Source organism: Asticcacaulis biprosthecium C19 (assembly GCF_000204015.1).
GTDB classification, from domain to species: domain Bacteria; phylum Pseudomonadota; class Alphaproteobacteria; order Caulobacterales; family Caulobacteraceae; genus Asticcacaulis; species Asticcacaulis biprosthecius.
This window is the reverse complement of record NZ_GL883077.1, coordinates 734,889-760,943: the sequence shown is the minus strand read 5'-3', so window position 1 is coordinate 760,943 and position 26,055 is coordinate 734,889. Positions and strand designations below refer to the sequence as shown.

Annotated in this window: 27 protein-coding genes; 11 read left to right on the top strand and 16 right to left on the bottom strand. The window is 61.4% G+C overall.

Annotation, left to right across the window (positions count from 1 at the left end):
- Positions 1-73: 73 nt before the first annotated feature.
- Positions 74-1,996 (bottom strand): phosphoglycerate dehydrogenase, encoded by a 1,923-nt coding sequence (gene serA / locus ABI_RS03900; RefSeq protein WP_050808252.1) that lies wholly within the window; start codon positions 1,994-1,996, stop codon positions 74-76.
- Between the two features lie 210 nt (positions 1,997-2,206).
- Here serA and ABI_RS03895 point away from each other — a divergent pair, with 210 nt between their 5' ends.
- Both ABI_RS03895 and ABI_RS03890 read left to right on the top strand, forming a co-directional pair.
- Positions 2,207-3,109, top strand: coding sequence for an Hsp33 family molecular chaperone (locus tag ABI_RS03895; protein WP_050808183.1), 903 nt, complete (start codon positions 2,207-2,209; stop codon positions 3,107-3,109).
- A gap of 20 nt (positions 3,110-3,129) precedes the next feature.
- Positions 3,130-3,546, top strand: a complete 417-nt coding sequence (locus ABI_RS03890; protein ID WP_040308551.1) for a hypothetical protein — start codon at positions 3,130-3,132, stop codon at positions 3,544-3,546.
- A 375-nt stretch (positions 3,547-3,921) separates the two neighbouring features.
- On the opposite strand, the gene tuf is transcribed toward ABI_RS03890, so the two are convergent.
- The 8 genes from tuf to proB all read right to left on the bottom strand — a co-directional run bounded on the left by tuf (position 3,922) and on the right by proB (position 12,633).
- Complete coding sequence (gene tuf / locus ABI_RS03885) at positions 3,922-5,106, bottom strand: elongation factor Tu (RefSeq protein WP_006271534.1); 1,185 nt, start codon at positions 5,104-5,106, stop codon at positions 3,922-3,924.
- A 772-nt stretch (positions 5,107-5,878) separates the two neighbouring features.
- Positions 5,879-6,262, bottom strand: coding sequence for a cupin domain-containing protein (locus tag ABI_RS03880; RefSeq protein ID WP_050808182.1), 384 nt, complete (start codon positions 6,260-6,262; stop codon positions 5,879-5,881).
- A 37-nt stretch (positions 6,263-6,299) separates the two neighbouring features.
- Positions 6,300-6,989, bottom strand: coding sequence for a phosphate regulon transcriptional regulator PhoB (gene phoB / locus ABI_RS03875; protein ID WP_006271531.1), 690 nt, complete (start codon positions 6,987-6,989; stop codon positions 6,300-6,302).
- 2 nt (positions 6,990-6,991) lie between these two features.
- Entirely contained in the window at positions 6,992-7,690 is a 699-nt protein-coding gene (gene phoU / locus ABI_RS03870) for a phosphate signaling complex protein PhoU (protein WP_006271530.1), read from the bottom strand.
- A 196-nt stretch (positions 7,691-7,886) separates the two neighbouring features.
- Positions 7,887-9,392: a sensor histidine kinase gene (locus ABI_RS03865; RefSeq protein ID WP_006271529.1), complete on the bottom strand. Its 1,506-nt coding sequence runs from the start codon at positions 9,390-9,392 to the stop codon at positions 7,887-7,889.
- A gap of 104 nt (positions 9,393-9,496) precedes the next feature.
- Positions 9,497-10,774, bottom strand: coding sequence for a glutamate-5-semialdehyde dehydrogenase (locus ABI_RS03860; RefSeq protein ID WP_040308550.1), 1,278 nt, complete (start codon positions 10,772-10,774; stop codon positions 9,497-9,499).
- A gap of 81 nt (positions 10,775-10,855) precedes the next feature.
- Entirely contained in the window at positions 10,856-11,464 is a 609-nt protein-coding gene (locus tag ABI_RS03855) for a hypothetical protein (protein WP_006271527.1), read from the bottom strand.
- A gap of 14 nt (positions 11,465-11,478) precedes the next feature.
- Positions 11,479-12,633 (bottom strand): glutamate 5-kinase, encoded by a 1,155-nt coding sequence (gene proB / locus ABI_RS03850; RefSeq protein ID WP_050808181.1) that lies wholly within the window; start codon positions 12,631-12,633, stop codon positions 11,479-11,481.
- 141 nt (positions 12,634-12,774) lie between these two features.
- On the opposite strand from proB, the gene thrC reads away from it, so the two are divergent.
- Positions 12,775-14,151: a threonine synthase gene (gene thrC / locus ABI_RS03845; RefSeq protein ID WP_006271525.1), complete on the top strand. Its 1,377-nt coding sequence runs from the start codon at positions 12,775-12,777 to the stop codon at positions 14,149-14,151.
- Here thrC and ABI_RS03840 read toward each other — a convergent pair.
- From ABI_RS03840 to ABI_RS03830, 3 genes are all read right to left on the bottom strand, one after another.
- Complete coding sequence (locus ABI_RS03840; RefSeq protein WP_006271524.1) at positions 14,141-15,079, bottom strand: retroviral-like aspartic protease family protein; 939 nt, start codon at positions 15,077-15,079, stop codon at positions 14,141-14,143. The two genes, thrC and ABI_RS03840, sit on opposite strands and share 11 nt — an antisense overlap.
- Positions 15,080-15,104: 25 nt before the next feature.
- Positions 15,105-16,070 (bottom strand): homoserine kinase, encoded by a 966-nt coding sequence (thrB, locus tag ABI_RS03835; RefSeq protein ID WP_006271523.1) that lies wholly within the window; start codon positions 16,068-16,070, stop codon positions 15,105-15,107.
- Between the two features lie 65 nt (positions 16,071-16,135).
- A complete protein-coding gene (locus tag ABI_RS03830) occupies positions 16,136-16,333 on the bottom strand; it encodes a hypothetical protein (protein WP_006271522.1) in 198 nt (65 codons plus the stop codon).
- Positions 16,334-16,495: 162 nt separating this feature from the next.
- Here ABI_RS03830 and ABI_RS03825 point away from each other — a divergent pair, with 162 nt between their 5' ends.
- On the top strand, positions 16,496-17,518 hold the full coding sequence (locus tag ABI_RS03825) for a cysteine synthase A (RefSeq protein WP_006271521.1): 1,023 nt from the start codon (positions 16,496-16,498) through the stop codon (positions 17,516-17,518).
- Positions 17,519-17,522: 4 nt separating this feature from the next.
- Here the strand turns inward: ABI_RS03825 and gcvA are convergent, their stop codons facing one another.
- Complete coding sequence (gene gcvA / locus ABI_RS03820) at positions 17,523-18,488, bottom strand: transcriptional regulator GcvA (protein ID WP_006271520.1); 966 nt, start codon at positions 18,486-18,488, stop codon at positions 17,523-17,525.
- Positions 18,489-18,659: 171 nt separating this feature from the next.
- Here gcvA and ABI_RS03815 point away from each other — a divergent pair, with 171 nt between their 5' ends.
- The 7 genes from ABI_RS03815 to ABI_RS03785 all read left to right on the top strand — a co-directional run bounded on the left by ABI_RS03815 (position 18,660) and on the right by ABI_RS03785 (position 24,241).
- A complete protein-coding gene (locus tag ABI_RS03815) occupies positions 18,660-19,145 on the top strand; it encodes a response regulator transcription factor (protein WP_006271519.1) in 486 nt (161 codons plus the stop codon).
- A gap of 177 nt (positions 19,146-19,322) precedes the next feature.
- Positions 19,323-19,727, top strand: a complete 405-nt coding sequence (locus ABI_RS03810; protein WP_006271518.1) for a hypothetical protein — start codon at positions 19,323-19,325, stop codon at positions 19,725-19,727.
- 190 nt (positions 19,728-19,917) lie between these two features.
- Positions 19,918-20,349 carry a hypothetical protein gene (locus tag ABI_RS03805; protein WP_006271517.1) on the top strand — a complete coding sequence of 144 codons (432 nt, stop codon included), beginning with the start codon at positions 19,918-19,920 and terminating at the stop codon, positions 20,347-20,349.
- A gap of 80 nt (positions 20,350-20,429) precedes the next feature.
- Positions 20,430-20,831, top strand: coding sequence for a TM2 domain-containing protein (locus tag ABI_RS24140; protein WP_040308549.1), 402 nt, complete (start codon positions 20,430-20,432; stop codon positions 20,829-20,831).
- A 144-nt stretch (positions 20,832-20,975) separates the two neighbouring features.
- Complete coding sequence (locus ABI_RS03795) at positions 20,976-21,530, top strand: glycine zipper 2TM domain-containing protein (RefSeq protein ID WP_006271515.1); 555 nt, start codon at positions 20,976-20,978, stop codon at positions 21,528-21,530.
- A 29-nt stretch (positions 21,531-21,559) separates the two neighbouring features.
- Positions 21,560-22,183: a trimeric intracellular cation channel family protein gene (locus ABI_RS03790; protein WP_006271514.1), complete on the top strand. Its 624-nt coding sequence runs from the start codon at positions 21,560-21,562 to the stop codon at positions 22,181-22,183.
- Between the two features lie 255 nt (positions 22,184-22,438).
- Positions 22,439-24,241: a family 43 glycosylhydrolase gene (locus tag ABI_RS03785; protein WP_006271513.1), complete on the top strand. Its 1,803-nt coding sequence runs from the start codon at positions 22,439-22,441 to the stop codon at positions 24,239-24,241.
- Here ABI_RS03785 and ABI_RS03780 read toward each other — a convergent pair.
- The 3 genes from ABI_RS03780 to ABI_RS03770 are packed head-to-tail and all read right to left on the bottom strand — an operon-like array spanning position 24,228 to position 26,048.
- Positions 24,228-24,665 carry an NYN domain-containing protein gene (locus tag ABI_RS03780; RefSeq protein ID WP_006271512.1) on the bottom strand — a complete coding sequence of 146 codons (438 nt, stop codon included), beginning with the start codon at positions 24,663-24,665 and terminating at the stop codon, positions 24,228-24,230. The two genes, ABI_RS03785 and ABI_RS03780, sit on opposite strands and share 14 nt — an antisense overlap.
- A gap of 23 nt (positions 24,666-24,688) precedes the next feature.
- Positions 24,689-25,381: a pseudaminic acid cytidylyltransferase gene (gene pseF, locus ABI_RS03775; RefSeq protein ID WP_006271511.1), complete on the bottom strand. Its 693-nt coding sequence runs from the start codon at positions 25,379-25,381 to the stop codon at positions 24,689-24,691.
- Positions 25,374-26,048 (bottom strand): WbqC family protein, encoded by a 675-nt coding sequence (locus ABI_RS03770; RefSeq protein ID WP_245531292.1) that lies wholly within the window; start codon positions 26,046-26,048, stop codon positions 25,374-25,376. Before ABI_RS03770 ends, pseF begins: the two co-directional genes overlap by 8 nt.
- Positions 26,049-26,055 lie beyond the last annotated feature (7 nt).

The following is a 26,055-nucleotide window of genomic DNA, read 5'->3' as shown; positions in this document are numbered from 1 at the left end:
AAACGGAACTCAGAATCTCATGCCTATGGGTACATCCAATAGTCCCGAAGGTGGACAGAGATAATTCATCACCCTACGTCAGCGAGCGGAATTTCAGGGTTCCGTGAACCTGCTTCAGCTCTTCCAGGGCTTCCTTGGGATAGCCATTGTCGACATCGACGATCACGTAACCCAATGACTCGGTCGTCTTCAGATGCTGGGCCACGACGTTCAGATTATACTTGGCCATGACCGCGTTAATCGCCGCCAGCACGCCCGGCACGTTCTGATGCAGGTGCAGGAAGCGATGCCGGCCCTCGACGTCTGACAACTGAACGTGCGGCATGTTGACCGAGAAGGTGGTGTCGCCACGGTTCAGGAAGTTCAGCAACCGCTCCGAAGCGAATTCGGCGATCGCCTCCTGGGCCTCCTCCGTCGAACCACCGATATGCGGCGTAAGCACCAGGTTCTTCAGCCCCATCAAAGGCGATTCAAACGGATCGTCATTGGTGCGCGGCTCTTCCGGGAAGACGTCGATAGCTGCGCCATAGACCTTGCCCGATCTCATCGCGTCCGCCAGGGCCTCGATATCGACAATGTGACCGCGCGAGAGGTTCACAAAGATCACCCCGTCCTTCATGCGGGCGAACTGCGCCGCGCCGATCAGGTTCTTGTTCTCGTGGCGGCCGTCGACGTGCAGCGAGATGACGTCGGCCTCGGCCAGCAGGGCGTCGAACGAACGGTAGCGCTTGGCGTTGCCCAGCGACAGCTTTTCCGCCAGGTCGAAATAGATGACCCGCATGCCGAAGGCTTCCGCCAGGATGCTGAGCTGCGAGCCGATGGCGCCGTAGCCGATAATGCCAAGAGTCTTGCCGCGGACCTCGTGCGAACCGGTCGCCGACTTGTTCCACACACCCTGGTGCATGGCCGCCGACTTGTCCGGGATGTCGCGCGTCAGGACGACCAGCAGGCCCAGCACCATCTCCACCACCGAACGGGTGTTGGAATAGGGCGCGTTAAAGACGGCGATGCCCTTTTGCGAGCAGGCCTTCAGATCGATCTGGTTGGTGCCGATGCAGAAGGCGCCGACGGCCAGCAGCTTGTCAGCATGTTCCAGCACCTTCGCCGTCACATTGGTCTTGGAGCGCAGACCCAGGATGTGAACGCCCTGGATCGCCTGGATCAGGTCATCTTCGTCCAAAGCGCCCTTGACCGTCGACACGTCATAGCCTTCCTCGCGGAACAGCCGCGCTGCTTCGGGGTGGACGTTTTCCAGCAGCAGCACCTTCAGCTTCGAGCGCGGGAAGGAATAGCGGCCCTGATAGCCTTCGGCGTGCAGGACCTCGTCGAAGGACCGGGCGACTGGGGTCGACTCACAGCCTTGCGCGGCCTCGACCACCTTGGGACGGGCGACGTTTTCGACAAAAGCATAGAAGCGCTCGGCGGCGCCGCCCTTATAGACCTCGTAATCGGTCCAGCCGTCGCCGATCATGACGATCGTGCCCGGCAGGCCCAGATTGTTGACGGCGACAATCTTGCCGCCATCCTGCGACAACGGATTGGTCAGGTCGACACCGATCGCGACGCCGTTTTCATCCCAGATCAGCCGGTTGGCCAGGACATATTCCGGATGGATGCCATAATCACCGACGACCGGGTCGATGAAGTCGTGGAAACCGCCGGAGATGATGCGGAACTTGCCAGGGTGTTCCAGGAACACCGCCTTGTTGCGTGTGATCGAGGCCGAAACCTGGCTTTTCAGGCTCTGCGCCAAGGCGGCGATATCGTCGCGGGTCGGTTTCAGGATCTGGATGCGGCGCTGCAGGGCTTCGGAAAAGCCGATCTCACCCGACATGGCCTGATCGGTCAGCGGCTTGATCAGGGCCAGGTCCGTGCGTGACGGATCGGCCTTGGCCAGCTGTTCGGCCAGGATATCCAGGGCTTCGACGCAGGTAAAGGTCGAGTCGAAGTCCAGAATCAGGGTGGCGAGGTTCGGCGGGGTGAAGCTTGCATTCATGATGTACGCGCCCATATGGGGGCGAAGGCGGCGTAAGTTTCGTCGCCCTGCCCGCAACAATTGCGCCGCAGATAAGATAAATATGTCCTCCAGACAACGCTATTATCGGCGTATTCGTCATTTCTTATTGGCGAAGGCGGCATATTGTCTTTAAATCTGACGGCGACCCTGACAAAGTCGTTTAACGTGCAACAAAAACTCTCTGCGTTCATGCCTGACACCTCGGAACCGACCTCTGACTATTCCGCCCGTTTCGTGATCGAAACGCACCCGGTTCACGGGCGTCTTGTGCGGCTGGGCGATACCATCGACCAGATCCTAAAAAGCCACGACTACCCGCCGGTCATTGCCAACCTGCTGGGCGAGGCCTGCGTGCTGGCGACCCTGGTCGGCGCTTCACTGAAGTTCGAGGGCCGCCTGATCCTTCAGGCGCAAGGCTCCGGCGCCGTGCGTTATGTTGTCGCCGATTACGACACCAAAGGCGGCCTGCGCGGCTTCTGCCGCTATGATCCGGAAGAGCTGGACGCGCTGATCCAGGAAAACGAAGGCAGCTTCCAGAGCTTGGGGGCAGAGACCCTGCTGGGCAAGGGCACCTTCATCATGACGCTCGACCCGGAAGACCATGCCGATCGCTACCAGGGCATCACCCCGATCGAGGGTGAGAGTCTGTCCCTGTGTGCCGAACACTATTTCGCCCAGTCGGAACAGGTACCGACCCATATTAAGCTGGCCGTCACCGAACTGACTGGGATTAACGGCCGAAGCTGGCGTGCGGCCGGCGCCATGATCCAGGCGATTGCCGGCGATGAAACCCGCGGCGAAACGAAAGAGTCGTTCCAGCATATCCGCGCCCTGTTCGAGACCCTGGGCGAGGAGGAACTCACCGATTTCGATGTGACGGCCGACCGGTTGCTGTATCGTCTGTTCCACGAGGACGGCGTGCGGCTGAGCGCCTTGAAGCAGGTCCACAAGCAGTGCCGCTGTTCGCAAGAGCGCGTCGAGGGTCTGGTTCAGTCCTTTACGCCGGAAGAGCAGAACGAAATGCTGGAACCCGACGGCAAGGTGCACATCACGTGCGAGTACTGCTCGAAGACGTTTTTTGTGGGGCTTTAATTCGGCGCACTGGGGGAATAATGGACGACGTCTATACTCTGTACCTGATAGGCGGCGCTGATGAGGAACAAGCGCAATTTGTGCTAACCGAAGTTGGTAACGATTGCCGCGTAGAATGCAATTTTCGCGGTCGGCGGGTCGAAGCTGGTGCCACTGATTTTTTCGAGGCGTTTTGTCGCGTACGAATGGAATTGGCGAAAGAGGGCCTCATTCCGTTCTGCTATGGGGCAAGCCTCAATGTCTACCCGTCAGCTATGGCAAGAGATATGGGTGGAGGGCTAAAGGCTTATAAAATGGTTTTAGGTGAGCATGCCAGAATTAGCGACCTTGTCGAGATATTTTCGGAGGGTGCCGATATAATTCCGGCTTATGTCGAACCGCAAAAAGCATTCTTTGAAGAATGGCTGGCGACGCCAAAACCTCCCTACACGGGCTAAATCGGAATGCCTTTTAAGTGGCGGTTTATAAGGTCTCATACCAACCCACTTTGACTTTGACATTCTTTCCGCAAGAGGACCCCTCCGTCTCGACGCGCTACGATCTTCGATCTCCGCTTGCTCGCCACCTACCCATCGAAGAGATGGGGAGGAGAAAAAAGAATATGTTCAATAGTTTCTTCTCGTCCCCATTTTAAATGGGGAGGTGCCGAGCAAGCGAGCCCAAAGGGCGAAGCGCGTCGAGGCGGAGGGGTCCTCTTACGTTCGATGTGTCAGCCTTTTCGTCCGTTGGTATCACTCCACGTTACCACGGCAGGAGAGTGCGATTCCGGTCAAAAACGCCCGGCGTTGGAACCCAACGCCGGGCGCTTCGCTTTAGGCCAACACCTCGGTCACCAGGCCCGCGCCGACGGTCTTGCCGCCCTCGCGGATAGCGAACCGCATGCCCTTTTCAATACCGACAGGCTTACGCAGGTCGAAGCTGACCTCGGCCTGATCGCCGGGCGACACGACACCGTCATCGGCGATGTTGATCACGCCGGTGACGTCCGTCACGCCGAAGAAGAACTGCGGCTGGTAACCGCCGGCGAACGGCGTGTGCCGGCCGCCTTCCTCCTTGGTCAGGACGAAGATCTGCGCCTTGCCGCGGGTGCGGGCCTTGATGGCGCCGGGCGCCGACAGAACCTGCCCACGCTCGACACCGTCACGCTTCAGACCGCGCAGCAACAGACCGACATTCATCCCGGCCCGGGCTTCCGGAATATCCTTGCGGAAAGCCTGGGTGCCGGTGACGACGACTTCGCGGCCTTCATTGTCGAGACCGACGATTTCGACCTTGTCGCCAACCTTGATGACGCCGCGCTCGACCCGGCCGGACACAACCGTGCCGCGGCCTTCGATGGTGTGGACACCTTCGATCGGCATCAGGAACGGGCTGTCAAAGTCCCGCACCGGATCAGGTATCGAAGAATCCAGCGCCGCCACCAGGTCGATAATGCCGGTCACGGCAGGATCGTCGAGGTCACCACGCGCCACCGCTTCCAACGCCTTGAGAGCACTGCCGAAGACGAAGGGCGTACCTTCGTACCCTTGCGTTTCCAGCAGGGCTTCGGTTTCCATCTGGATCAGCGCTTTCATGTCGTCGCGCTCATCCGAAGCCAGGGCATCCAGCTTGTTGACGAACACCACCATGTGGCGGACGCCGACCTGGCGGGCCAGGAGGATGTGTTCGATCGTCTGTTTGGCGGCGCCCTTGGTGGCGTCGACCAGCAGGATCGCCCCATCCATCTGGGACGCGCCGGTGATCATGTTCTTCACATAATCGGCGTGGCCAGGGCAGTCGATGTGAGCATAGTGCCGGGCATCGGATTCGTACTCGACATGGGTCGTGTTGATGGTGATGCCGCGGGCCTTTTCTTCCGGCGCACGGTCGATCTCATCGAACGACAGGCCCTTGCCGCCCAGGCGCAGGGCCTGGACCTGGGTCAAGGCCGAGGTCAGGGTCGTCTTGCCGTGATCGACGTGGCCGATGGTACCGACATTCACATGTACCTTGCTCATAATTACACGCTTACTTCCTTTGTTTTTAGAGCGCCGACGAACCCAGATGATCAGACTGGATTCGACGGCCATGGCATTGGCGCGCCAAACTTGTGCGGACCGCGCGGCGTGCGCGGCCCGAAACGAAAAAACCCGCCGGACGGACCGGCGGGTTGATAGAAGATCAAGCCCGGAGTCCGTATCAGCGGCTCCGGGTCGAAAGGACTCGGAGCGTCAGGTTGCGAAGGCCCATGCGGCCGCGACGGCGCGCAGAGCCTGCGCACGTTCGCTATCCGAGGTGATGAAGACCGGCGAGGTCAGCATGGGGTTCGATCCTTCTGGTCGCCCGGTGGAAACCGGGCACAAAAAATCCCTGGAGGAGAGACCTGCCAGGGGTTCTGACGAACACGTGAGAGGCCTCGCCTCTCGGTCAACGAGAGACGCTATGCGGTGATATAATACGATTCATAGACGTAGCTGGTCATGACCGGGCAGATAACACCTGCGATCGAGGATTACAAGCCACAGTCCGGGATAATGTTGCAACAGTAACAGGATTGGTGCTGCCTTACGATGACAGCAGCGACCAAGGACTGACTTTAACTTATTGAAGGCGTTGTACGAAAACTCCCTCTACCCACTTGAGGGGAGAGGGTGGGGTGAGGGGTTGGTTCGGCCTGAAACTGTAGACGCCGAACATCCTCAACCCCTTATCCGATCGCGTTCACTTCGTTCCGCTCTCGTCCTCTCCCCTCAGGTGGGGAGAGGGAAATATACAGCAGCTTATGAAAATTCAGTTCGCCGCCGGAGCATCCACAGGCGTGCGCAGATCCGAGCCTGAATCCGTCACATAGGTGATAATCAGCTTCACCGGGACCTGGCCGATATTGGTTGCCGTATGCGGCATTTCGCGGGGAATCTGCACGCTGTCGCCGGCCCGCAGGACCCGTGGCGCCTCAGTGCCGACGCGCAACTCGATCTCACCTTCGGCGATATAGACCATCTCAGTGCCGTGATGGATATGCCAGCCGGAACCCTGGCCGAGATCGAACTGACGCTCCATAACGGTCACGACCTTGGGGGCATGGTCCTTCGTCACTTCGACGGAAAAGTTCAACGGCGGGCCCGCAATAGCCGGCGCGGCGATAAAGGCGAGAAGCAGAAGGGCGTGTTTCATGGCAGTGAAATCTACCACCGCCAGACCTCACGTCAAATCAACCTTGCAGATCCAGCGAGTACCCCGCCGAACGCACCGTGCGGATCGGATCGTACTCGTCGCCCTTGTTCAGCGCCTTGCGCAGGCGGCCGATATGGACGTCGACGGTGCGGGCTTCGACATAGACGTCGTTGCCCCATACGGCGTCCAGCAGTTGCTCACGCGAGAATACCCGCTTGGGGTACTGCATGAAATGATCCAGCAGCTTGTATTCCGTCGGCCCGAGGTGGATGTCGCGGCCGCAGCGCTGCACCCGGTGCGACAGACGGTCGACACTGATCTCGCCGAACTCGACCTTGTCGTCGCTCAGGCCCGGCCGGATGCGGCGCAGAACGGCGCGGATGCGGGCCAGGAATTCAACCATCGAAAACGGCTTGACGACATAGTCATCAGCGCCGGTATCCAGCCCGCGGATGCGGTCGCTTTCTTCCGACCGCGCGGTCAGCATGACAATCGGCAGGTTACGCGTCGGCGAGGCAGAACGCAGCCGGCGGCAGACCTCTATCCCCGATACCTTGGGCATCATCCAGTCGCAGACCAGCAGATCCGGCTGGCGCTCCTTGATCATCATCAACGCCTCGTCGCCATCCGCCGCCATCGCGGTTTCATAGCCTTCTTTTTCGAGGTTGTAGTGGAGGAGCGTCGACAGAGCGTCCTCGTCTTCGGCGATGATGATATAGGGGCGCATGGTCACTCTATGGAATTTAAGGTGTTACCTTTGGGGCGGTCTTCGACATAGTCTTCGCCCGTCAGTTCATAATGGATGTGTTCGGCCATGTTGGTGGCGTGGTCGCCGATCCGTTCCAGGTTCTTGGCCATGAACAAGAGGTGGGTACAGGCCGATATGGTGCGCGGATCACCCATCATGTAGGTCAGCAGTTCCCGAAACAGCGAATTGTAATGCTCGTCGACCTCGGTGTCGGACGCCCAGACGTTCTGAGCCAGGTCGAGCTTGCCCGCCTTGTAGGCGTCCAGCACGTCGCGCAAGCGCGACGATACCAGCTTGCCCATCCGCTCGATCGAGCGGGTCAGCGGCGTCATCGGTTCGGCCTCGGCAATAACCATGGCGCGCTTCGCGATGTTCTTGGCGAGATCCCCGGTACGCTCCAGCGAAGTCGCCAGCTTCATGGCGGCTACGGTCTTGCGCAGATCGTCTGCCATGGGCTGACGCAGGGCGATCAGGCGGATGCATTTGCGCTCGACGTCTTTTTCCAGCTCGTCCAGCTTATGGTCGCGCTGGACCACGCTCTGGGCCAGGCCAACATCGCGGCGGGCGACGGCTTCGACGGCGTCAGCCACCTGGGCCTCGGCCAGACCGCCCATCAACACCACCTCGGCGCTGAGCTGATCCAGCTCCTCCTGGTAGGTTTTGACGATGTGTGCGCCCATCTTGAACTGTGCCACCTGAAAATCCTTTTCCTGGTTCCATTCGGACGGTTATGCCCCGCGAGTGATTCGCCAGCCTAAACCTGAAGTGTAACCAAGAATTATAGGGCCTTTAGGGGAATTTTGTGACGGTTTTATTATGTGATGACGCGGGTGCGTCATAATCCGTGGTTAACGGTCAAATCCTTGGGATTGCAGACTAAACTGCGTCTTTCAGGTCGCGTGATACGCCGTCGGAAATGACCAGACGCGGCGTATCTGCCCCCAGGCCATAGGCGCGGGCCTGCGGGAAACAGGCGCTGAAGGCCGTAAAGGTCACCGGAGTCGCCGCCGGCAAGGTGGCCACCTTCTCGTTCGGCGTCCGTTCCAGAACGTCGGCCGCATCCGATGTCACGGAGCTCTGGCTTTCGACTACCAGCCCGCCGCGGTGGCGATTGATGATGTGTTTGACGATCGCCAGACCCAGGCCCGTGCCCAGCTTGTCGCCGCTCTTCTGGCCTTCGACGCGGTAAAAGCGTTCCGCCAGGCGTGGTAGGAATTCGCGCCGGATGCCCGGCCCGGCATCGCGTACCGTCACCTGGGCGTAGAAGTCGTGGACATTGCGGTCAGGCCGCAGCAGGACCAGACGCGCCGCGCCGGAATTGCTGCCGGCCACGGCCTGTTCCAGGCTCAGGTCGTAGCGGATATCAACCGTGACCTCCGACCCACGCACGGCATATTTCAGCGCATTGTCGACCAGGTTCTGCACCACCTGCAAGATCTGGTCACGGTCGCCGAGAATGGGATAGAGCCCCGGCTTCGGCGCCCGGATAATCAGGCTGACGCCCTTGTCGCGCGCCATCAACGACACCGAATCGACGACGTCGCGTGCCGCCAGGGTCAGGTCGGCTTCGCCCGACGGCGGCACGTGCTCGTTCAGCTCGATGCGCGACAGCGACAGCAGGTCCTGGATCAGCCGGCGCATGCGCTCGGCCTGGGTGGCCATGATGTCGAGGAACTTTTCGCGTGCTTTTTCGTCGTCCTTCGCCGGCCCGCGCAGGGTCTCGATAAAGCCGGCCAGCGAAGCCAGCGGCGTGCGCAGCTCATGCGAGGCATTGGCCAGAAAGTCGGCACGCATGCGCTCCATACGGCGGGCATCGGTTTCGTCACGCAGAGTCAGCAAGGCCAGACGCTGGGGACCGGTGACAGGCAAGGGACTGGCATAGGCACGCCAGATCTGGTCACGGGCGCCACCGGCCAGGTCGTAAAAGGTCGAGGTCGAAATCCCGCCGAACAGGGCTTCATCGACGCATTCGAGCACTTCGGGATTGCGGATGGTGCTGACCAGCAGCCCGCCCTCCCCGTCCATGCGGAATAGCCCTTGCGCAGCGGTATTGGCGAAAACGATCCAGCGGCCGGCGATGTCATCGGGCTCGATGCCCGCGACAATCATAACCGGATCGGGGATGGCGCGTAACACTTCCTGGAAGCTGGGTCCTTGCGGCTGGACCTTGATCTGCTTTTCGGGAAGCTTCAGCGCCTTGATGCGCCCCTCGGCCTCGCCGATGATCACCAGGTATTTGTACATGGTGTAGGCGACGACAAGCAGGGCGGCATAGATCAGGAACGGCCGCAACACCGGCACCATGGCAATGCCGACCAGGGCGACCATACCGATCACACCGCCTGCCGGCACCACGTTCCAAACCGATTTGCGCTTGTCCATACGCCGAGTACACCTGAGATCCCTTAAGGACCTGTATAAGCTGAAAGAACGGCGCTCTTAAACGGATTTCACGACAGTCGCGTGACAACTCGCCTGAAAAGCGACTAAGGCCGTGTTTGACCCTCGCCGCGAACCACGTACTTAAACGTTGTGAGTTGCTCGGCACCCACCGGACCGCGCGCATGCAGCCGGTCGGTCGAAATACCGATTTCCGCCCCCAAACCGAACTCACCGCCGTCGGCATATTGCGTCGACGCGTTCCAGATGACGATGGCCGAATCGACCTCGTTCAGAAAGGTTTCGGCGGCCTTGGCATCTTCGGTGATGATCGCTTCGGTATGCCCTGAACCATAGGTCTTGATGTGCGCAATGGCGTCGTCCAGCCCGTCGACCACCTTTACCGCCAGGATCGGCAGCAGATATTCGGTCTTCCAGTCGTCCTCGGTCGCCGCGGTCATGGCGAAGATGGCCTGCGCCGCCTCGTCGCCGCGCAATTCGCAGCCCTTGGCCACCAGGGCTTCGGCGATCTTCGGCAGCAGGTCATTGGCGACAGCGCGATCAATCAGCAAGGTCTCGGTCGCACCACACACCGATACGCGGCGCATCTTGGCATTGACCGTCACCGCCACGGCCTTTTCGGGATCGGCGGAGGCGTGGACATAGGTATGGTTCAGCCCTTCCAGGTGCGCCAGAACCGGCGCACGCGCCTCGGCCTGGACGCGGGCGACCAGCGACTTGCCGCCACGCGGAATGATCAGGTTGATGGCACCGCCCAAACCGCCCAGGATCAGGCCGACGGCGTCACGATCCGACGTCGGCACCAGTTGCACGCACGAATCCGGTAACCCGGCGGCGCGGAAACCGTCTTCGAAAGCGGCATAGATGGCCAGGGCCGAATTCAACGCTTCCGAACCCGTCCGCAGGATGGCGGCATTCGACGAACGAATGCACAGGGCGGCCGCATCGGCCGTCACATTGGGCCGCGACTCATAGATGATGGCGATGACGCCGATCGGGGTCGAGACGCGGGCGATATCCAGCCCGTTAGGCCGGCTCCACCGCGCCAGTTCACGGCCGACCGGATCGGGCAGGGCCGCCACTTCCTCAAGCCCCTTGGCCATAGCTTCGACACGGGCGGGATTGAGGATCAACCGCTCGATCATGGCGTCGGTCAGGCCCTTGTCGCGCGCGGCGGCCTGGTCAGCCTGGTTGGCGGCGAGGATCTCGGCCTCACGGGCGCGGATGGCCTTGGCCGATTCCAGGATGGCCTGTGTGCGCACCTCTGGCCCGGCCAGACGCAGGGCCTCGGCGCCTTGCTTGGCCTTGTCGGCCATGGCGAACATCAGGTCATTGAGGGTCTGGGTGCGGGACTGGTCGGCCATCGGAAGTTCCTTATCTCGCCCGCCTTATACCGCAAACGCGAGAAAACGCGACGGTTTCATCAGAAATCTTCCGGTTGCGCCTCAATCCGCCAGTATCGAATGTCGGGCGAACTGCTTCATCAGTTGTGGCAGTTCGTAGGTCTTGGTCACCTTGAAGACCGCCATCCGTCCTGACATCTCAAACAGCGGGCAGAAATCCTCGACCACCTTGTAATGGTCACGGCCGACATAGTCGTCCAGAATCAGGGTCGCCCCTTCGGGCGCGCAGACCAGACTGTACAGGAAGCAGGCAACGCGGAAACGGCCGTCCACCATGATCAGGTCGGGCATCACGCCCAGGCGCCAGGCGATCTCCCACGGCTGGGTGGCGTAGTTGTGATAGGTGTCGATCCCGCCGCGATCGCGCGGCCGGCCCCAGTCGACCACCGGGCCGACATCGGCATGTTCGAGATGAACCTTGTGCGCGACCTCGCCCAGATTATGCCGGACATGCCCGATCCATTGCGGATCGCTTTCCACCGAAATGACGGTCGAGATGTTCTCGCTGTGGGCAGCGCAGACCGTGCTGCCGCCGCTGCCATATTCCAGATAGACCGATGCCTGTTCCAGCAGGTCGAAATAGTAGCTCTGGGCCGGCTCGTCCATGTGCGGACGCAGAAGCTCGATAAACGGTCCAGTTTCTGTGGTCATGTCACTTCCCTCTGTCAGACCAGGACCATATCGTCGCGATGGATGACCTCGTCTCCACTCGTATAGCCCAGTATCGTCTCGATGTCGCGACTGGTCCGGCCGCGAATTTGGCGGATCTCGTCGGCGCCGTAACTGACAATTCCGCGTGCGACCTCGACGCCGGCCGGTGACGTAATCGACACCGTATCGCCCTTGTCGAAGGCGCCGATAATCTCGACAATCCCGGACGGAAGCAAGGATTTTCCATTATGCAGTGCCCGCACCGCGCCTTCGTCCAGCATGAGCTTGCCGGCCGGCACGACGGTCCCGGCGATCCAAGCCTTATAGGCCGCCGACAGCGAGGCCTGCGGCTTGATCAGGGTAAACCGCGCCCCCATCGGCCCGGCCAGACCCGACAGCGGACGGATCCCCGAACCCAGGGCAATCAGGGTCGCACAACCCGCGGAACCCGCGATCTTGGCGGCGGCAATCTTTGTGGCCATGCCGCCGGTACCGACCCCGGCCTGTAGGTTGGCGCCGCCGGCCATGGCCTCGATGCGCGCGTCCAGCTTGTCGACCATGGCGATATGTTCAGCGTCCGGATCCTTGCGCGGATCGGCCGTGTACAGCCCGTCGATATCCGACAGCAGCACCAGGGCCTCAGCGCGCATCAACTGCGCCGCCCGCGCCGCCAGCCGGTCATTGTCGCCATAACGGATCTCTTCGGTCACCACCGTGTCGTTCTCATTGACGATCGGTACGCAACCCAGATCGAACAATGTATCGACGGTGGCGCGCGCGTTCAGCCAGCGTCGGCGCTTTTCGGTATCTTCCCGCGTCAGCAGGACCTGGGCCGTCTTCAATCCGACCGCCGCGAAGGCCACTTCCCAGGCGCTCATCAGGCGCGGCTGACCCGCCGCCGCAGCCGCCTGTTTCTCATCCAGCTTCAGCTTGGCCCGCGTCAAACCCAGATAACGCCGGCCCAGGGCGACGGCGCCCGACGACACCAGCATGACCGACCGGCCCTCGGCTGTCAGCACGGCGATATCGGCCGCCAGCCCGGCCATCCAGGCGGCATTGGACTCGCCTGAGGTCGCGTCGATGACCAGGGACGACCCCACCTTGATGGTGATGCGCCGGGCCTGCGCCAATATATCGGGCAAAACGGGAATAGTGGCGTTCGCTGACATGAAGGCTCTTTTCTCGCCTGCCTGAAAATGTTAGGCCGCCCCAAAGCTCTACATGCGTAAAGCGGAGTGATCGGGGGCGGCTTGTAGCACAAGCGCAACAGGCCGCAAGTTGTAACTCCGCCAAGGAAATTTGGTAACAAAATGAACTATATAGGTACGCGCGGATTCACCGGTCCCAAGACCTTTGCCGGCGCTCTGCTGGACGGTCTGGCCCCCGATGGCGGATTGTACGTGCCGGCCGTCTACCCGGTGCCCGATTTCGACCTGAATGCCGCGGCCGCCGGCCCCTATGCCGACCTGACCGAAAAGCTGCTGAACCTGTTCGGCGTCGATGTTTTGGGTGCTGCCGCTGTCCGAACAGCGGCTGAGCGCACCAGCGCCGCCTTCCTGCGCGATGGCCAGACCCCGTTGACCCAGCTGGAGGACAATCTCTGGCTGCTGGAACTGTATCACGGCCCTACCCTGGCTTTCAAAGACATGGCCATGCAGATGATAGCGGCGCTGACCGACGCCGCCCTGGCCCAGACCGGAGAACACCTGACCCTGGTCACCGCCACCTCGGGCGATACCGGTGCCGCCGCCGTGCGCGCCTTTGCCGGCTCGACCCGCGTCCGTCTGGTCGTTTTCCATCCGCTCGGCCGCGTTTCACCGGTGCAACGCCTGCAGATGACCACGGTCGAGGCCGACAATGTCCTCAATATCGGCGTCGAAGGCGACTTCGACGACTGCCAGCGCATCGTGAAGACCTTGCTGGGCGACGAGAGCCTCAAGGCGCGCGGCCTGATCTCCAGCGTGAACTCCATCAACTGGGGCCGCCTGCTGGGCCAGGTGCCCTATTATCTCGCCGCCAGCGCAGCGTCAGGGGCCGACCGGCCGAACTTCGTCGTGCCGACCGGCAATTTCGGCGACGCCTTCGCCGGCTGGGCCGGGCGCAAGATCGGTGGCAATATTGGTCATCTGCACGCCGCCGTGAACCGCAACGACGCCCTGAGCCAGGCGCTAAACGACGGCAAATATATCCGCCGTCAAGCTGTCGAGTCAGCCTCGGTCAGCATGGACGTCCAGGCGCCATCCAACTTCGAACGGCTGATCTTCGAAGCCTCGGGCCGCTCGGCGGCCGGCACACGCGGCTTCTTTGAAACCTTCGCCGCCCGCGGCGAGGTACGTCTATCCGGCGAGCTTCAGTCGGCCTGCCTGAAGGAAGTCACCGCCAGCACGATCTCGGAGGCCGAAACCTCCGCCACCATCCAGCATGCCTGGAAGACCTGGAACAAGGTGATTTGCCCGCACACCGCCGTGGGGGTCGCCGCAGCGCTCAAGCGCAAGGGCTCGGGGCCTCACATTGCACTGGCCACCGCCCACCCGGCCAAGTTCCCGGACTTCGTCGCCGGTGCCCTGGGCTTCCAGCCCGATGTGCCCGACGCGATCGCGCGGCTGCAGGGGATGAAGGAAACCATCACCGCCATCCCCAACGACCAGGCCGAAGCGCTGAAGGCCGTCACGGCCTTTACCGCGTAAGCTTCGGGACCGCCTGCACCCAGGAATCGACCTTGCGCGGCTGGAAACCCGGCGCCGCTTTCACGGCCAAACCGTGACCGCCGGTAAAGGCCAGGGTGAACTGCCGCAAGGTGCGAATTCCGATCAGCCCGTCATAGCTGGTATCCGACGGACCGGCGTCCGGATGCGTTAGGGTCACCGGCGTGTCGGCCATGCCGTATGGGCCCAGTTCGAGGCCCTCCATCCGGACCATCCGTTGCTGGACCCTTTGGCCCGTCAGGCCACGGCGCACGCCGTCCGCCAGAAACGGATAGCGGCTCGATAGCTTCTGTTGCCGTACGACGTGGCTGTAAAGAGTGATTTCCGACGCTGAGCCCGTATCGACCATCAGGTTAAAGGGCCGCCCGTCCAGCATCACCCGGACCAGGACCCGCTGTTCGACACCGGCCGGCCCGGCCACAGCCTGGGTATCGAGACGATGAAACCCTTTGATGTCGGGCAGGGTCTCATGGAGGCGCACCTGCCGCCGTTCGAAATCGATGACCGAAGGCCGTCGTGTCACAAATCCGGCGCCCAGCAGGCCATCGGCGTCCTTCAACGGCAGTTGGGTGTAGCCGGTCACGATCAGCTTGTCTTGCCGATGCAAGCCGGCGAACAGCACGTCCTCGGCCAGATAGACGCTGACCATGGACTGGCCACCGTAGGCGCTGACACCGACCTCGCCCGTGCGGCGCAGACCGGCCTGTTGGGCCAGGGCGTCATGCATGCCGCTGAGCGACGCGCCGGTATCGATCATGAAACGAAAAGGCCCATGCTGGCCCAGGGTCAGGGACAGGGTGGGCGTGCCGATAGCCGCCAGCGCGATCGGCAACACGGTGACCGTTTCAGCCCGCGCCACACCGGGCAACAACGCCAGTCCACCCAGGAAACATGTGCGACGATCGATCATGGCGGCATACTGCCACCGGATTGCGTCAAAAGTAGTCCGAACCGCTGGAAACGGCGCGGTGATAGTCCAGCCGCCGGTAAAAGGCTTCCGGGTCCTTGGGCTTCACCACCCAGGACGGGTCGTGGTTCAGCAGATCATACAGCCGCGTCAGGGTAAAGCGCATCGCCGAACCACGCGCCAACAGCGGCAGGGCGTCGACCTCCGCCGGCGACAGAGGCCGCAGGTCGTTATAGGCGTTGGCAAAGGCGTGGATCATGTGCGGGAGAGGCTGGCCACCCGGCGTGAAGCCCCACGCGTTCAGAGCCACCGCCAGATCATAGGCATAGAAGTCTGTGCAGGCGTAATAGTAGTCGATAACGCCGGTCACCTGACCGTCCTCGTTCATCAGCACATTGTCAGTGAAGTAGTCGGCGTGGATGGCGCCCCTGGGCAGGTCCGCCGGCCAGTGCTGTTCCAGCCAGGTCAGTTCGCCGCGGAAATCTTCCAGGATCGCCTGGGCGCGCGGCGAACCTTGTGCGGCCGGATCACAGCGCGAAATCAGATGCGGCCACATGTCGATGCCCATGCTGTTGCCGCGAATCTGCGGAAAATCCCCGCCATCGATATGCAGCCGCGCCAGGTATTCCCCTGCCGACGCAGCGTGGCGGACATCCGGATTGCGCGGCCACCGACCGGGCAGCCACCGGATCAGGGCGCATGGCTTGCCGTTGATTTCCCCCAGGCTGGAGCCGTCACGCTTCAGCGCAGGCCCCGGTGCCGGATAGCCCTTGCGGTCGAGATAGAGGGTATAGTCCATGAACCACGGCAGATCGTCCCACGGCGTCGCCGCTTCGAACAGCGTCAGGGCGTACAGACCGGTCGTGGTCTCGACCTTGAAATTGGTGTTAGAAACGCCTTCCTCAATGCCTTCGAGGTGGATGAGCTCGCCGATGTCATAGGCGCGCAGATAGGCCCGGGCATCGTCATCGGAAACAGGCGTAAAGACGGCCATCGCGAATCCTGAAGAGCGGCGAAAAAACCGCTCTTACGGACCTGCACGGCGAATGACAACTGAATTCAGGCCTTTTGCGCCGTCAGGCTGCGCGCGATCTGGCCGCCCAGGCGCGAGGTGAGGAAACCAAAAAAGGCGTCGAACACGATCGCGCGTGCCTCTTCGCGCAGGCCGTTACCCGAAACGCGCGCCCGCATGACGACATAGATAAAGCCAAGCCAGAGCAAGGCGGCCAGAATGGCGATGAAACCTGCAAATGCCATTGCATGCTCTCCTTAAAACCATGTCACCTTATGCCAGAGACAAATAAAAAGGCGATAGGGTTAAACCTCCCGCAGACGGGCTAAATCGCGCGATTAGAATCCATCGCTTGGGTTGCGGCGTGAGATTTGATAGCAAGCGCCACCCTTATCGGAGCCCCCGCCATGGCCAAGACCGTTTCTTCCGTCGTCGACCTGATCGGCAATACCCCGCTGATCCGCCTGAAGGCGGCCTCCGAGGCCACGGGCTGCGACATCTATGGCAAGGCGGAGTTTCTCAATCCCGGCCAGTCGATCAAGGATCGCGCCGCCTTGTGGATTATCCGCGACCACGAAAAGAAGGGCACCTTGAAGCCCGGCGGCACCATTGTTGAAGGCACGGCCGGCAATACCGGCATCGGCCTGGCCATGGTCGCCAACGCACTGGGCTACAAATGCGTCATCGTCATTCCGCGCACCCAGGCCCAGGAAAAAAAGGACGCCATCCGGCAACTGGGCGCGCAACTGATCGAGGTCGACGCGGTCCCCTATGCCAATCCGAACAACTATGTCCGCTATTCCGGCACCCTGGCCCAGGAGCTGGGGGCTGCCAGTTCTTCTACCGTGGTATGGGCCAACCAGTTCGATAACGTCGCCAACCGCCAGGCCCATATCGACGGCACCGGCCCGGAAATCCTCGCCCAAATCCTGGACACACCGGGTGGCAAGCTGGACGGCTTTATCTGTGCGGTCGGTTCCGGCGGGACGCTGGGTGGCTTGAGTCTCTATTTCAAGTCGCAGAACCCGGACATCCAGATCGGTCTGGCCGATCCATACGGTGCGGCGCTCTACAGCTATTACACCACCGGCGAACTGAAGTCAGAGGGATCCTCGATTACCGAAGGCATCGGCCAGGGCCGCATCACGGCCAACTTGGATGGCATCACCATCGACCGGTCCTATCAGGTGGCGGACGACGAGTGGCTGCCCGTACTCTACGACATGATCCAGACCGAAGGCCTATGTCTGGGGACCTCGGCGGCGCTGAACGTTGTAGGCGCCATGAAGATGGCGAAGGACCTGGGTCCCGGCAAGACGATCGTCACCGTGCTGTGCGACTACGGCAACCGCTACGCGTCGAAGATCTTCAACCCGGCTTTCCTCAAGGAAAAGGGTCTGCCGACCCCGCCGTGGTACGACCTGTCGTAATTTCTCAAATATCCTGCGCGGCGAAGACCGGCCGTTCGTCGGCGCGCTTGGGCGCAGCATCGCTGCTGGCCTTCGCCTGACCACGCAGCCAGTCCATGAACCGGACCTGCGCCGGCGTGGGCTCGCGCGTCTGCGGCCAGACCAGCCAGTAGCCATAGTCCAGCGGCTTGTCCTTTTCGTCGAACAACACCTTCAACCGGCCGGCCTGCAGATCGGCCTCGGCAATCGTGCGCTTGGCCAGGGCGACCCCCCGTCCGGCCACCGCCGCCTCGATGACCATGGAGCTCTGGTTAAAGCGCGGACCGCGGCTGGCGTCGACACCCTCGACCCCGTGTGCCTTCAGCCACATCGCCCAATCGGGACAGGACGGATCGGCTTCGGCGCCGACATCGTGCAGCAGAACGTGATGCGCCAGGTCCTCAGCCTTGCGGATCGGCGCCGCGTCAAACAGCAAGGGCGAGCACACAGGCACCACCGCTTCGGGCAGCAGATGCTCAACATGCAGCCCATTATAGTGACCGTTGCCATAGCGCACAGCCAGGTCAATATCGCTGACGGCAAAGTCGACCGGCGCCATATCGGCGCTGACCCAGACATCGATGTCCTCGTTAGCGGCACTAAACTCATAGAGGCGCGGCATCAGCCACTTGGCGGCAAAGCTGGGAGCGGCCGAAACCGTCACCCGCCCTTTCTGGGTACCCGACTTCATCAGACGCGTTGCCTCGAACATCTTCTCGAAGGCTTCCTTCAGGATCTGGGCCGACGCCTTGCCGGCATCGGACAGCACCACGCGGCGGCCGTCGCGCACGAACAGCTCGACGCCGACATGGTCTTCCAGCAGACGAATCTGCTGCGACACCGCGCCCGGCGTGACGAACAGCTCTTCCGCCGCCTGTTTGAAGCTTTCGTGCCGCGCCGCCGCTTCGAAAACCCGAAGCGCCGACAACGGCGGCAATCGATCGCGCGACATAACCTGACCCTTGCTGATGCGGGCGCCGTCATAACCCGTTTTGCAGTTTAATAAAACTATCTGAAAATAATTTCATGACGGATACCGAACTCAACCATACCGCTTGAACCCAACCGCTTTCCCGGCGTAAATGACGGTGCCGGGTGGTGCCCGGCGCCGGGGAGAACAGACATGGGCATCGAGACCCTGTCGGAACGTCAGAAGCAGGTCCTGCGCCTGGTGGCACAAAACCACCAGGCCAAGGAGATCGCGCGCCTACTCGGCATCAGCGAGAGCACAGTCAAAACCCATATGGAAGAAGGCCGCCGGCGATTAGGCATTGCCACCAGCCGCGAAGCCGCGCGGTATCTGGCGGCTCAGGAGAGCGCGTCCGCCCCGGTTGCCCCCCTCCCCCCTCAAGGGGGATACCCGTCAGGGAGCATGGACCAACCCGCCACCGATGCCGCAGTGTCATCCGAGGCGGAGCCCTTACCGGTCCGCCCGCCCGATACGCTGCCGCAGACCTTCGCCGAACGTCTTCGTCGGCTAAGCCACCTGCAGTGGCTGGGACTGATGCTGCTGACCGCGATCCTCATTCCGTTGATCGCCGGTGTGCTTCTGGCGTCGGTCACGGTCCTGTTGCAGGGCATTCAGAACATGCGCGCTCTGCCGCAATGACCCAAAGGGGTATGGCGGGAGGGGTGTAGCAGACTCGGCACGACGGAATTCGAGATTCCGCCGATAGCGCTTTGCGCCTTCGGTGGAGGCTGGGGGGCATGGGGGTGCGGTCCGTCCGTTCGCGTCACAGCGGGCGGACGGAATCTGCAGCGCCCTTCGGATTCAGGGGAGGCACCGATGCTGTTGATTGTGGGATTTGCCCTATACCCGATCGTCTGCGGCTGGGCCCTGTGGCGTGGCAATGCCGACTTGCGGATCGCGGCCACCCTGGCTCTGGCGTCCACTGGACTGGGCCTGGTCTTCCCGCCGCCTGAGCAAATTCTGTTCCCGATCGATATCGCCCTGATGCTGGCCACGATGGCTTTGTCGCTGAAATCGCGGCGACTGTGGACCCTGCCGGCGGGTGCGCTGATGATCGACCGGGTGGCCCTCTATGCCTTCCGCGATATCGATGTTGTCGACACCCTGGGCTATATCTGTGCCTTCGGTCTGTTGCTGTGTCTGGTCGCCGGCATCTTCGACCATGAGGCGGCCCGATTGCGACAAGCTCAAACAGCCGACGTGAAGAGCGCTGTGGGATAAAGGTACAGGCTCCGGCAGTGCCGTCGCCACCTTCTCGTCTTCGCGTCTTCGCGTGAACCTTCTTACTCAACCACCGCGTACCGGAACGAAGAAAAAATTTCACGCGAAGACGCGAAGGTTGCAAATTCTGCTATCGCTGCGCCACGAAACCCGGCATTTTCGTCGCCGGAACTTTCGAGGAGCGCAATCCGTGTGGGTTTGGGTCGGTTTTGTCCTGTGCCTGATGATCTGCGGCTGGGGTCTGTGGCGCGGTGACCGGCCGAATCGCTTGGCCGCCGCGATCGTGCTTGTCGCCTGGTGTCTCAGCCTGCTGCTGCATCAGTGGGGCAATTACGCCGGTCCCGAACGCGTCGTGGTCGTTATCGATATCATTGCGATGGGCCTGCTGATCGTCCTGTCCTTCTGGTCGCGCCGGCTATGGATCCTGATTGCCTCGGCCTTGCAGATCGCCACCGTCGCTTTGCATTTCGCTGCCGGCATTACCCACGTCAACCACTGGACCTATGTCACGGTGACCGGGTTGCTGGGCGGGTACGGCTTGTTGCTGTGCATGGCAGTGGCGTTTGCAGTTCATGAATGGCAACCCCGCGCCACGCCGAAGCGAGTCGAATCCCGTCGCTGAATATACCGCAAGTTTCAGTTGCGGCGCTCTTGATAAATCCTTAAGGCTTCGCACAGGGCTATTCATTCAGGGGTATGACAATGCAAGGCACGGTTCTCCAGTACGAGCGGGAAACCAATACCGGTTTTATCAGCGGGTTCGATGGTAACCGCTACAGCTTTGCACGTATTAACTGGACAACCGGCAATGTCGAACCCCGGGTTGGCTTGACGGTCGATTTCGAAATTGTCGACAAAACGGCAACACAAATCATTGTGGTGAAGTCCGCGAACGCCAATGGCCGGACAAGACTGGCCGCGATTCTCTTTGCTCTGCTCCTCGGCGGAATCGGGATCCATAAATTCTATCTGGGACGCACGGTCTGGGGTATTGTCTACCTCTTGTTCTGCTGGACTTTCATCCCCGCCATCATCGCTCTGATTGAAGGCATCCTCTATGCCGCCATGAGCGAAGAAGATTTCAACAAAAAGTACAACAGTTAGGCTCGGTGCCGTGCAGGAGGCCTGACAGCCCCCTTGCACCCCGTAACGCGTGAGCGTCCGCGCCGGTCACAATTCGTTCAGCCGCCGTTCATGACGGTTCAGGTAAAGACAAAACTTCGTTGCGTCTCCCGGAGTAGAGTCCCCATGACCAAGGTGCTGGCGAAAGCCACCCTGATTGCCGGCGCCGTCCTGGCGCTGGCCCAGCCCGTTCTCGCGCAATCTGTCGAAACCCGCCCCTACAGCGAGGTCGAAGCCGAACAACGCGCCTATGAACAGGGCCGCGCCGACGAAGCTTCTGGTCGCACCTACGCGCAGGGGCGTTCCCAGGGGCATTCCGATGCCCGTCAGGACGTTTACGAAGACGGCGAACGCGCCGACGGCTACTGCTATCAGCGCAAGTCCCGGTCACGCACCACCGGTACCATTGTCGGAGCCATTGCCGGCGGTTTGCTCGGCAACAGCCTGTCCCATCGCTGGGATCGCGGCAGCAACACGCTGAGTGGCGCCATGATCGGCGGCATGATGGGCCGATCGCTCGGCAACGACAGTGTCCAATGTTATCAGGACGCCTATTATAGCTACGATGACGGTTACTACGCGCCGCCGCCCGCGCCGCGCGGTTACGCTACCGTCTACTTCACCTCACGACCGCATTACGGGCATTATAACGGCCATCGCGTCCATCGCCGCCACTGGTAACCGCCGCGTCGTCCGTGTAAGAGGCGGCCATGGACGCTTTTGCCACCGCCCTGTTCTGGCTCGACTACGCCGCCGTCGCCGTTTTCGCGGCGACCGGTGCGCTGGCGGCGGCTGAACGCAAGCACGACATCATCACCTTTGCCTTCTTCGCCGCCATTACGGGCGTTGGCGGCGGCACCCTGCGCGATTTACTGATCGGGGCGCCGGTCTTCTGGGTGCAACGGCCGGGCTATCTCATCGTCTGCCTGGTCGCGGCGATCATCGTCTGGAGCCTGGGCAAGCGCGGCTGGCGGTTCCGCGCCCTGCTGTGGCTCGACGCGCTGGGCCTGGCCGCCTATGCCGTGGTCGGCACCGCCAAGGCCATGTCGCTGGGCGTTCACCCCATTTCATCGGTCGTTATGGGCGTGCTGACGACCTGTTTCGGCGGCGTCATCCGCGACGTCCTGGCCGGTGAACCCAACATGCTGCTCCGACGCGAAATCTACGTCACGGCGGCCCTGCTGGGCGCCATCGTCTTCGTCGTGGCGGAAGGGCTTGGACTGCCTTTCTGGCCGTCCGCTCTGATCGGTTTTGGCGCCGCCTTTGCCCTGCGCGCCGCCGCCATCCGTTATCATCTCGCCCTGCCGGGCTTTCCCGGAAGCAAGGCGGAATAAAGACTTTTTGGAAAGCCATCAGGCTCGCCTTCAAGGCTGAGCCGAAAAGGGTTGGTTTCGAGAATCGGAGCGGAGCGTACAGTGCTCAAAGAGCGAAGCGTTAGCACAACTAAAACTTTGTACGTGAGCACCGGAAGCGCAGAAAACAGCCTTTTGCAGGCCAGCCTGGTGGAGTTTACAAAAAGTCTTTAAGCCAAGTAAACGTTTACATGGATTGTTCCGGAGGCTAAGACAGCCGAAAAGACGGAGGAAGTCATGATCAGAACGACTTGCACGCTCGCGGCCCTGCTGCTGTTTGCGCAGCCCGTCATGGCGTCCGAACGCACCACCTACATCAATCCGCTCGACATCGACTACCGCTACAATTTCGAGCAGATGAACGAGAAGATTTCCTACCGCACCGGCGCCGACCCGGTGATCGTCCTGCACAAGGGAACCTACTACCTGTTCCAGACCCTGGCGGACGGCTACTGGAAGTCGGACAACCTGATCGAATGGGACTTTGTCACACCGTCGCGCTGGCCGTTCGAGAGCATTGTGGCACCGGCTGTGATTTCCGACGGTGAGACCCTCTACATCATGCAGTCGCATACCCGTGTTTCGAGCCTGCTGAAAAGCACCGACCCGGCCTCGGGCAAGCTCGACTTCTGGGTTCGCCGCACCCCGCCAGTGCCGACCGCGGTCCCCGAAGGCCAGGAGGACAAGATCCGCCCCGATCAGGTCCAGCCATCACCCTGGGACCCCGGCCTGTTCATCGATGACGATGGCAAGTGGTACATGTACTGGGGGTCGTCCAACGTCTATCCGATCTACGGTATCGAAATGACGCCGGAACCCTTTGCCTATAAGGGCGAGCCGAAGAAGTTCATCTGGCTGCAACCAGAAAAGCATGGCTGGGAACGCTTCGGCCAGGACCATAGCGGCACACTGGCCAACGGCACGCCGATTAAGCCCTTTACCGAGGGGGCGTGGATGAACAAGGTCAACGGCAAATACTATCTGCAGTACGGTGCTCCGGGTACGGAATATAATGTTTACGGCAACGGCGTCTATGTCGGCGACAACCCGCTGGGGCCGTTCACCTATGCCGATTACAATCCGGTGGCCTACAAACCGGGCGGTTTTGTCGAAGGCGCCGGCCATGGTTCGACCTTCCAGGACAAGTACGGCAACTACTGGAATACCGGTACGCCGTGGATCGGCTACAACTGGACGTTTGAGCGCCGTATCGACATGATGCCGGCGAAATTCTACGACGACGGTCAGATGGCGGTGTCGGCGCGTTTCGCCGATTTCCCGCAATATATGCCGACCGCCAAGATCGACGACCCGGATGCTCTGTTCACCGGTTGGATGCTGCTGTCCTACCGCAAGACGGCCGTCGCCTCGTCAGTCCAGGGCGAATTCACCGCCGACCGGACGACGGACGAGGACCCGCGCACCTTCTGGCTGGCCGGCAGCGCCAAGCCGGGCGAGACTCTGACGCTTGACCTGGGCGCGGCCAAGACCGTGCGGGCCATCCAGGTCAACTACACTGACTATAAGTCGGGCATCTATGAGGACCGGACCGGCATCTATACCGAGTTCAAGCTGGAAAGCTCGCTGGACGGCAAGACCTGGACTCACCTGGCCGACACGGGTGAGGACAAGCGCGACCGGCCCAACGCCTATTTCGAGCTGCCGGCACCGGTCAAGGCGCGCTATGTGCGCTATGTCCATGGCCATATCGCTGCACCGAACCTGGCAATCAGCGATCTGCGCGTCTTCGGCTCAGCGGAGGGGGCAGCGCCGATGAAACCGGGCGGCTTGACGGTTGTGCGTGATGCCGATCCCCGCCAGGCACGGATCAGCTGGAAGCCGGTCAAGGGCGCGGTTGGTTACAATGTCCGCTGGGGCATCAAGCCGGACCGGCTGACCCTGACCTATCAGAAATGGGCGGATGAAGGCACGGCCTTCGACCTTCGGGCCCTGACCGTGGGCGTCGGATACTATGTGGCGGTCGAGGCGTTCAACGAATCCGGCGTGTCGGTGCTGAGTCAAGTCGTCAAGCTGCCTTAGACTTCGGCGCGGACGGCAAAATGATGAAACGGTCGCAGGCTTGCTGAAAAGTAGCGGGCGTCTTGGTCTCGCCGAAACCGTAGACCTTCAAACCTCTTTGCCGTAGACGAATAGCAAGGGGGGTGAAATCGCTGTCCGATGACGCGAGGCAAAAGCCGTCATACAACCCCGTCTGAGCCAGATCGAGCGCATCGATCACCATGGCTATATCGGTAGCGTTCTTGCCCGGCGCATAATTGAACTGGTGCATCGGTTGCAGCGCGTATTTCAGTAGGACGTCTTTCCAGTCAGGCCCGCGCGACCAGTCCCGGTAGACACGCTGGACGTTCGGCATGCCCAACGTAACGACCTGCTTCCACAAGGGAGCGATCAGTTGATGGCCGATATTGTCACCATCGACGAGAAGGGCGAGCTTAATTGTCATGGCGCGACGCTACCACAGGCCGATTACCGCCGCTTTAAGACCTCAAAAGCGAGTTCAGCCACGTCCCAGTCCTCGGGCGTATCGATATCGACCACTTGCGTCCTCGGCAGGACCACCGGCGCGGCGATCGGCGAATACATGTTCTCACCGGCCATCCAGGCGTCCGACCAGCCCCAGTAGAACTGAGCCGCGTCATGAAAAGCCGGCTCCAGGTCCTGGGATCGGCTCATCAGGTGTTGCGGTTGGAACATCTCCACGCCGTCATCGACGGTGCGGTACAGGGCGCGCTGGATCGGAAAGGCGTACGACGTCACGCTGAAGGCAAAGCGCTTGCCCGGCTTTCGCAGCCGTTCCCAGCCTTCGACCAACCGCGCCGCATCGAGCAACGGTGCCGTCGCATAGATACAGCAGGTGGCGTCATACACGTCACCCTGATCTCGGAACCAGGCGATGGCATGGGCGACGACATCGTCCGTACCCGCATGATCGTTGGAAAGCTCCGGAGGACGTACAAACGGCGTCGTGGCGCCAAAGACACGGGCAACCTCTGCGATCTCCTCATCGTCGGTCGACACCACCACCGCATCAAACAGACCACAGTCCAACGCTGCCTGGATCGAATAGCTGATCATCGGCCGGCCATGAAACGGCTTGACGTTCTTGCGCGGGATACGCTTGGAACCACCGCGGGCGGGAATGACGCACAGCTTACGCATCGGCCAGCAACTCCGTAAGGCCTGCAAAGCCGATGTTCATCACCGCATCGATAAAGGCCATATAGGGTACGAACGGCTCGAAGCCCTGCGGGTAGACCTTCGGCGCGTGGCTGAAATAGGCAACGGGGAAGCCCGCGTCGCGAAACACCCCCTCCTCTTCCATATATTCGCGGGAACCGGTTGGGGACACGTACGCCGTTGCCCCCACCGCCCGGCAGATGGCCAGCAGATGTTCTGACCGCTTACCGCCGCAGCCTAACGCGGATGCGCGCCGCACCAGCGTCGTGATGCCCAGCCGGCGGGCGGCATCTTCGATAATCGCGATGTTGAAGTCGCTGAGCTTTTGATCCGGCTGTGGTGTCAGGTGCGGCCGGATAAAATCAATTCCCTCGGCAAACCCCGGCCGCTTGCGATAGGCGTTGTCCATAGCGTCGAGATGCTTGCGCCGCCAGTCGCCTTCGTCATTGAGAAAGACCTCATCCAGCCGGTCGGTCTGGTTGTGCTTCTTCAAACTGACGCTAAGCATCTGTTCTTCACCGGCGGCACAGATGCGGTTGCGCGTCTGCCAGGACCGGCGTTCCAGCTGGACGTCATCGAGGAAGACAAAGACATCGACCCGGCGCATCAGATGAAAATAGCCGATATAGGGCAGATAGGTTGGCTGCATGATGGCC

What these genes read in the sequence shown, in the direction of transcription:
- serA (WP_050808252.1), bottom strand. Translation starts at nt 1,996, where the DNA reads ATGAATGCAAGCTTCACCCCGCCGAACCTCGCCACCCTGATTCTGGAC.
- ABI_RS03895 (WP_050808183.1), top strand. Translation starts at nt 2,207, where the DNA reads ATGCCTGACACCTCGGAACCGACCTCTGACTATTCCGCCCGTTTCGTG.
- ABI_RS03890 (WP_040308551.1), top strand. Translation starts at nt 3,130, where the DNA reads ATGGACGACGTCTATACTCTGTACCTGATAGGCGGCGCTGATGAGGAA.
- tuf (WP_006271534.1), bottom strand. Translation starts at nt 5,106, where the DNA reads ATGAGCAAGGTACATGTGAATGTCGGTACCATCGGCCACGTCGATCAC.
- ABI_RS03880 (WP_050808182.1), bottom strand. Translation starts at nt 6,262, where the DNA reads ATGAAACACGCCCTTCTGCTTCTCGCCTTTATCGCCGCGCCGGCTATT.
- phoB (WP_006271531.1), bottom strand. Translation starts at nt 6,989, where the DNA reads ATGCGCCCCTATATCATCATCGCCGAAGACGAGGACGCTCTGTCGACG.
- phoU (WP_006271530.1), bottom strand. Translation starts at nt 7,690, where the DNA reads ATGGGCGCACACATCGTCAAAACCTACCAGGAGGAGCTGGATCAGCTC.
- ABI_RS03865 (WP_006271529.1), bottom strand. Translation starts at nt 9,392, where the DNA reads ATGGACAAGCGCAAATCGGTTTGGAACGTGGTGCCGGCAGGCGGTGTG.
- ABI_RS03860 (WP_040308550.1), bottom strand. Translation starts at nt 10,774, where the DNA reads ATGGCCGACCAGTCCCGCACCCAGACCCTCAATGACCTGATGTTCGCC.
- ABI_RS03855 (WP_006271527.1), bottom strand. Translation starts at nt 11,464, where the DNA reads ATGACCACAGAAACTGGACCGTTTATCGAGCTTCTGCGTCCGCACATG.
- proB (WP_050808181.1), bottom strand. Translation starts at nt 12,633, where the DNA reads ATGTCAGCGAACGCCACTATTCCCGTTTTGCCCGATATATTGGCGCAG.
- thrC (WP_006271525.1), top strand. Translation starts at nt 12,775, where the DNA reads ATGAACTATATAGGTACGCGCGGATTCACCGGTCCCAAGACCTTTGCC.
- ABI_RS03840 (WP_006271524.1), bottom strand. Translation starts at nt 15,079, where the DNA reads ATGATCGATCGTCGCACATGTTTCCTGGGTGGACTGGCGTTGTTGCCC.
- thrB (WP_006271523.1), bottom strand. Translation starts at nt 16,070, where the DNA reads ATGGCCGTCTTTACGCCTGTTTCCGATGACGATGCCCGGGCCTATCTG.
- ABI_RS03830 (WP_006271522.1), bottom strand. Translation starts at nt 16,333, where the DNA reads ATGGCATTTGCAGGTTTCATCGCCATTCTGGCCGCCTTGCTCTGGCTT.
- ABI_RS03825 (WP_006271521.1), top strand. Translation starts at nt 16,496, where the DNA reads ATGGCCAAGACCGTTTCTTCCGTCGTCGACCTGATCGGCAATACCCCG.
- gcvA (WP_006271520.1), bottom strand. Translation starts at nt 18,488, where the DNA reads ATGTCGCGCGATCGATTGCCGCCGTTGTCGGCGCTTCGGGTTTTCGAA.
- ABI_RS03815 (WP_006271519.1), top strand. Translation starts at nt 18,660, where the DNA reads ATGGGCATCGAGACCCTGTCGGAACGTCAGAAGCAGGTCCTGCGCCTG.
- ABI_RS03810 (WP_006271518.1), top strand. Translation starts at nt 19,323, where the DNA reads ATGCTGTTGATTGTGGGATTTGCCCTATACCCGATCGTCTGCGGCTGG.
- ABI_RS24140 (WP_040308549.1), top strand. Translation starts at nt 20,430, where the DNA reads ATGCAAGGCACGGTTCTCCAGTACGAGCGGGAAACCAATACCGGTTTT.
- ABI_RS03795 (WP_006271515.1), top strand. Translation starts at nt 20,976, where the DNA reads ATGACCAAGGTGCTGGCGAAAGCCACCCTGATTGCCGGCGCCGTCCTG.
- ABI_RS03790 (WP_006271514.1), top strand. Translation starts at nt 21,560, where the DNA reads ATGGACGCTTTTGCCACCGCCCTGTTCTGGCTCGACTACGCCGCCGTC.
- ABI_RS03785 (WP_006271513.1), top strand. Translation starts at nt 22,439, where the DNA reads ATGATCAGAACGACTTGCACGCTCGCGGCCCTGCTGCTGTTTGCGCAG.
- ABI_RS03780 (WP_006271512.1), bottom strand. Translation starts at nt 24,665, where the DNA reads ATGACAATTAAGCTCGCCCTTCTCGTCGATGGTGACAATATCGGCCAT.
- pseF (WP_006271511.1), bottom strand. Translation starts at nt 25,381, where the DNA reads ATGCGTAAGCTGTGCGTCATTCCCGCCCGCGGTGGTTCCAAGCGTATC.
- ABI_RS03770 (WP_245531292.1), bottom strand. Translation starts at nt 26,048, where the DNA reads ATGCAGCCAACCTATCTGCCCTATATCGGCTATTTTCATCTGATGCGC.